We start from the raw sequence: 5709 nt of genomic DNA, 5'->3' as shown, positions 1-5709 counted from the left end.
TTTATTACGTTCAAACTTTTCCTTTGCCACGACTCTTCACCTCTCAACTTGGCTGTGCGTTCCCGCCATACGGCGTCCGTCTATTCGCCTGGAAAAACACAAAAAGGACCATGACGCCATGTCACAGACCACCTTGGCACCGCCAAGACACATGAAGCCGGGCCCAGGATATACCTGGGCCCGGAAATTGGAGCTCATGACCGGATTTGAACCGGTGACCTCACCCTTACCAAGGGTGTGCTCTACCTACTGAGCTACATGAGCATAACCTTCACGTCGCCTTGCCAGGCAACCAAATTGTTCCGGAGCTGGAGCGGGCAGCGGGAATCGAACCCGCATCATCAGCTTGGAAGGCTGAGGTTCTACCATTGAACTATGCCCGCGAACCTTCCGATGCCTTGCCAGCCTTCCGGCTTAAATCTGGTGGAGGGGGGAGGATGACTCCGCCCTTCGGGCCGCCATCCGAGGATGGCGTTCAGCCTGCTTCGCAGGCGTGTCGAACCTCTTTCGGTCCGAACCCTCCCCCGGCACTAAGACCGGAGGAACCTTACTCAGCAATCAAGCCCGCAAGCGCCTGATCACTTTCCAACATCTGGTGGAGGGGGGAGGATTCGAACCTCCGAAGCTTTCGCGTCAGATTTACAGTCTGATCCCTTTGGCCACTCGGGAACCCCTCCAGAAAAGGGCCTACATTCTCTTTACGCCCCAACCGCTTGTCAACTGATTTTCAAGGGTTTTTCTGGGCCTTGAGAAGCTGGAGCTGGCGAGAGGAGTCGAACCCCCGACCGGCTGATTACAAATCAGCTGCTCTACCAACTGAGCTACGCCAGCTCACAAGGGTTGCGAATTCTATAGAAAGGTATCCGGCGGCGCAATCGCCTGACGCATCAATCGCCCAATTATTGCGCAGCCGGCGCGTCACAGGCCATGCGATCGAGCTTAACCTGCTGATTCCCCTCCAAAAATGCTTTTACGCCCTGATTGCTTTCTGCGCTTCTGTCTGCCAGATAGAGCCAGTATTCGGTCACATCCTTGGCGGTTTCACGCACAAAGGCCGGATAACCGGCATTACGCATCTTCAGGCGCAGGCCTTCCGCGGATTCCTGGCTGGAGAAGTAGCCCAGGGAAATGGCATTGGCGTCCTCACCCTCCTTGACCACAAAGCTGTCCACGCCATGGTCCTGAAGCTCCCGCAGCACAGCCAGGGCGCGGTCGCGATCCTGGTAGGGAGGCAGATAGACCCAGTTGAGACGATCTTTCTTCACCGTGACGGCGCGCACGTGCCCTGCTACGCCAGCAGCCTGCAATTGCACCAGCGCCGCCCGCGCGTCCGGCCCGGCCGCCCAGGGCCCCAGGACCGGGCACAGGGTGCCACCGGCAGCCATGCGTGAACCATCCCGGCGCGGCTGAGGCTGCTCGCTGAGCAGCTGCAGGTTAGCCCCGCCCCCTGAAGCCGGCGAAGACAGCGACACCGGCGGCGCAGCAGGCGCCAGACTGCGCGTTACCTGCCAGCCAAGGTAGACCAGGTTGAGAACCAGTAGACTGTAGAAAACCCAACGCACCAGGCGATACCCCCCGAATTTATTGTTGTTGCGCGGCCACGCGCTCCAGACCGTCCAGCACCAGGTCCGGCATATGCAGAAAATCAAACGAAAAAGACTTGGACAGCTCGGCGGCATCACCGCCGGTGACCACCACTTGGCAAGTATCTGCAAGGGTCTGACGCAGTTCAACCACCACATCCGTGACGAAGGCCACAGACATGCGCAGCAACCCGTTATGAACGCACTGACCGGTGGACTGCCCCAATGCCAGGCTGGCGCCGCCGGGCTCCACATGGACATCAGCCGTGTCACGCAATAACGCGTTTCGCAACATGCCCAGCCCCGGCACGATATAACCGCCCAGGAAGCGACCATCCGCATCCACCGCATCAATGGTCAGAGCGCTGCCACAATCAATCACCACACTGGCACCAAAGCGCTGATAACACTCCACCATGGCCACCCAGCGGTCCGCCCCCAGCCGGCGAGGCTCCGGATAACAACTGCGAACCCCCAGATGCTGGGCACGGGAATAGTAGAATTGCGGCGCCACTCCGGTAAGTTCCTTGAGACAGGCCGCAATGGCCTGATCGGCCTCACTACCGGCCACCGAGGCAACCCAGACCTGATCAGCCACTGGCAGGGTTGCCATCACGGCGGACCACTGACGCTCGTGGCGGCAGCCGCCTTGCTGGCAACGCTCCCCCTCGCGCCAGCGCCATTTGAGGGCAGTATTGCCCACATCAACAAATAAACGACTCATTGGATTCTCAAACTGACTTCGCCGCCGTGCAGCAGACGCTCTCCATTCGCTGTCTGCAAGCGCAGTGCGCCATCCTCGGTTACGCCCCGGGCAACGCCCTCTTCCTGCTGATCGCCGGCCTGGACGCGCACCGACCGCCCGCAACAAAGGTCATACTGATCAAAGCGTGCCATGAAAGGGACAAACCCCCGCTCGGAAAAGGTCGCCAGCATGGCCAGCACCGACGACAACAGGTCCCCGCAAAGCGCGGTTCTGTCCGGCATCTGTCGTGCGTGACTGGCAAGGTCCGTCCAGCGCTGATCAATCTGCTCGGCCTGGCTGGCCGTCATGCGCCCATTGATGCCGACACCAATGACCACATCCACCTGGCCATCCATTTCACCGGCCAGCTCCACCAGAATGCCGCCCAGCTTGGCCTGGCCGACCAGCAAATCATTGGGCCATTTCAGCCCCACATCCAGGCCTGGCACCGCCGCAACCAGCACCTCGGCTACCGCCACCCCCACTGCCAGACTCAGCCCGCCCAGCGCGGAGAACCCCCGCGCCAGCGGAAAGCGAACAGACAGATAAAGGTTGGCCGCGAAGGGGGATTGCCACTGACGACCCCGTCGACCGCGCCCGGCATGCTGATATTCCGCCACCACGATGCGCGGCAGCTCATCACGGGCAAGCGCCAGGGCATCCGCATTGGTCGAGCCGGTGGCCCAGTGATAATGGAAGCGGGCACGCCCCTGGAAACGTTGCGCCAGGGCATCCGCATCCAGCAATTGCAAAGCGGAGGCGAGGCGGTAGCCGCGGCCTTTCACCGACTCCACCGCAAGCCCCCAGTCTGTCAGTCGCTGCATTCGCTTCCAGATACCGGCCCGGGAGATCCCCAGGGCTTCGCCCAGTTCGGAGCCCGAGCGAAACTGCCCATCAGCCAGCAGGCGGATCAATTGCTGATCCGCCTCGGTGACGGTCATCAGGCTTCCCAAATGACCCCTCGGGTCTTGGACCAGGCAGCGATCTGCTCGGCGTAGTGCTTTTCGATCACATTACGCTTGAGCTTGAGCGTCGGCGTGATCATGCCATTCTCCACTGACCAGGCTTCCTTGCAGACCACCAGCGTGGTCATGCGCTCATGGGGATCCAGCTCCTTGTTGACCCGCTCCAGCAGCGCCTCCAGCTCCTTGGTGAAATGCTCTTTCTCATGCCCCTTGGTCAGACGCTCCTGCTCTTCCGGTGTGATGTTGAGCAGGGCGATGGGCTGCCCCATGCCTTCACCGATGACACAGGCCATCTCCAGGCCCGGCAGGGTGGCCAACCGGTTTTCAATCGGCGCCGGTGCCACATACTTGCCTTTCTCGGTCTTGAAGATTTCCTTTACGCGACCGGTGATGCGCAGGCGCCCCTTGCCGTCAATTTCCCCCACGTCACCGGTGTGCAACCAGCCATCGTCGGTGAGATCTTCAGCCGTCTTGTCCGGCTGCTTGTAGTAGCCCTTCATGTTACCCAAGCTGCGCACCATGATTTCACCACCGTCACCGATACGGCATTCCACCCCGTCGTTAGGTGTGCCGACCCAGCCAATTTGCTGGTCACCTTCTTCGGTGGTGTGGGACCAGGCCAGGTTTTCGGTCATGCCATACACTTCCAGAATCTCCAGCCCCAGCTTCTTGAACCAGGTGATGATTTCCGGAGACAGGGCCGCCGCCCCGGACAGGGCAATACGACACTCATCCAGGCCCATGGCGCCCAGCACTTTCTTCTTGATCACCTTGTTCAGGAACGGCACTTTCAACAGGCGATTGAGCTTCTTGGGCGGCAGGGCGTCAGAGGCTTTCTGGTAGAACTTGGACCAGATCCGCGGTACCGCAAAGAACACGGTCGGCTGGGCACGCTTGATATCCTCGCCGAAGGTTTCCAGGGACTCGGCGAAAAAGATCTTGCCGCCCACGTAAAGCACAGCAATTTCCACCGCCACTCGCTCAGCCACATGGGACAGCGGCAGATAGGAAATCATCCGCTCGTCCGGCGTCAGGTTGTAGACCTTGATCATCTTCTCGCCAACGGTGGAAAGTGAGGCGAAATCATGCATCACGCCCTTGGGCATGCCAGTAGTCCCGGAGGTATAAACGATGGTTGCCAGTTCACTGAGCTCGGGCTGATGCACATCAGCCAACGGTGCGGTATCACGGATGATGTCCGGCCATTTCGGGAAAGCCTCCAGGGCATCCGTTGGCGCCAGGCTCAAGGCGATCTGCTTGACCCCTTCGGGCACCCCGGCCTTCATCATGTCCCAGTCATCCAGCTTGCCGACAAACAGGAACTTGGACTCACTGTGTTCCATGATCTGGCGGACGGTTTCCGCCACCAGCGTCGGGTACAGGGGCACACTGATGCCACCAGCCATCCAGATGGCCAGGTCGGTAATAATCCACTCGGCGCAGTTCTTGGAAACCAGCGCCACATGATCCCCTTGCTGCATACCCTGGGCGTGCAGGTAGGCCGCGATTTTGCGGGCCTCTTCATCGATCTGCTTCCAGGTATATTCACGCACCTGCCCGCCGCCCAGCGGCTGTACGAAAGCGACGGCATTTCCCTGATTCTGGCAGCGCTGAGCCAGCGCCTTGAGTGGTGTTATTACGTCTTTTCCTGTTGTCATCATTCTCAACCTTCCCGAGAGTCCAAAATTTCAATGTCATGGCCCGCCGCCAGGGCAAGCCGATGCAGGTCGTCCCTGCAAATTTCGTTGTGTGCAACCCGCCAGCCCACGGCACCGAACAGTGCACGGGCCGGAAAACGCCACTGCGCGCCCGGCAACAACCAGACACAGGGCACCATCACGGGGACAGCAAGGCCCAACCATACCACTTTCCCCTGCGGCAATGGAGTCTTTCCGCACTGTGAAAATGTAAGGTAAACGCTTGTTTACTGGAGGAATACACACAAATCAGGCCCAGCTCTGCGGTGCCGGCCGCCGTGGGATGGAATGAACTGGCGTCAGTGAAAGATCAGGGTTTTACGGTGGCGAGCATGGCGAAGACGTTGTGCGGTTTGGCACCAGGAGGGAGAGAGAATATAAGGTGCCGGAAAGGGCTGGCTCATTCGCGGTCCGGGGAGTGATGACTGACTTAGGCCGGGAGGCGGGAGCAGATCAGTGTATCCAGGTGCTTCGCTTGTGAAGCCGAACAGCCGCATTTCAGGCTGGCCCGAAGGGTGAGCGAAGCGAATCAGATATAAAAAAGCCCCCCCTTTCGGGATGCCCTTTCTGTATTTAAGAGCCTGACGATGACCTACTTAGGTAACAAGCATGCTTGTTATCCCTTCGGGACGCCTGCGGCGCCTCACCCTGGCACCTGCGGTGCATCGGGTGTCACATGGACCCAAGAGTAGGGAGAGAAGAACACCGTATCCACGTGC

Annotated in this window: 4 protein-coding genes and 4 tRNA genes; all 8 read right to left on the bottom strand. The window is 59.7% G+C overall.

Features of this window, described 5'->3' with window-relative positions; translation table 11 throughout:
• Window positions 1-188 precede the first annotated feature (188 nt).
• Window positions 189-264, bottom strand: a tRNA-Thr gene (locus A11A3_RS16920).
• Between the two features lie 45 nt (window positions 265-309).
• Window positions 310-383: transfer RNA gene (locus A11A3_RS16915), tRNA-Gly, on the bottom strand.
• A gap of 210 nt (window positions 384-593) precedes the next feature.
• Window positions 594-677 (bottom strand) — tRNA-Tyr (locus A11A3_RS16910).
• Between the two features lie 78 nt (window positions 678-755).
• Window positions 756-831, bottom strand: a tRNA-Thr gene (locus A11A3_RS16905).
• Window positions 832-899: 68 nt separating this feature from the next.
• Window positions 900-1562, bottom strand: a complete 663-nt coding sequence (locus tag A11A3_RS16900) for an SPOR domain-containing protein (protein WP_008930555.1) — start codon at window positions 1560-1562, stop codon at window positions 900-902.
• A gap of 19 nt (window positions 1563-1581) precedes the next feature.
• On the bottom strand, window positions 1582-2307 hold the full coding sequence (locus A11A3_RS16895; protein WP_008930554.1) for a type III pantothenate kinase: 726 nt from the start codon (window positions 2305-2307) through the stop codon (window positions 1582-1584).
• Window positions 2304-3269, bottom strand: coding sequence for a bifunctional biotin--[acetyl-CoA-carboxylase] ligase/biotin operon repressor BirA (gene birA, locus A11A3_RS16890; protein WP_008930553.1), 966 nt, complete (start codon window positions 3267-3269; stop codon window positions 2304-2306). Before birA ends, A11A3_RS16895 begins: the two co-directional genes overlap by 4 nt.
• On the bottom strand, window positions 3269-4951 hold the full coding sequence (locus A11A3_RS16885) for an AMP-binding protein (RefSeq protein ID WP_051011852.1): 1683 nt from the start codon (window positions 4949-4951) through the stop codon (window positions 3269-3271). Before A11A3_RS16885 ends, birA begins: the two co-directional genes overlap by 1 nt.
• Between the last annotated feature and the right edge of the window lie 758 nt (window positions 4952-5709).

Source organism: Alcanivorax hongdengensis A-11-3, assembly GCF_000300995.1.
GTDB classification, from domain to species: Bacteria; Pseudomonadota; Gammaproteobacteria; order Pseudomonadales; family Alcanivoracaceae; genus Alcanivorax; species Alcanivorax hongdengensis.
This window is presented reverse-complemented; position numbering and strand designations above follow the sequence as displayed.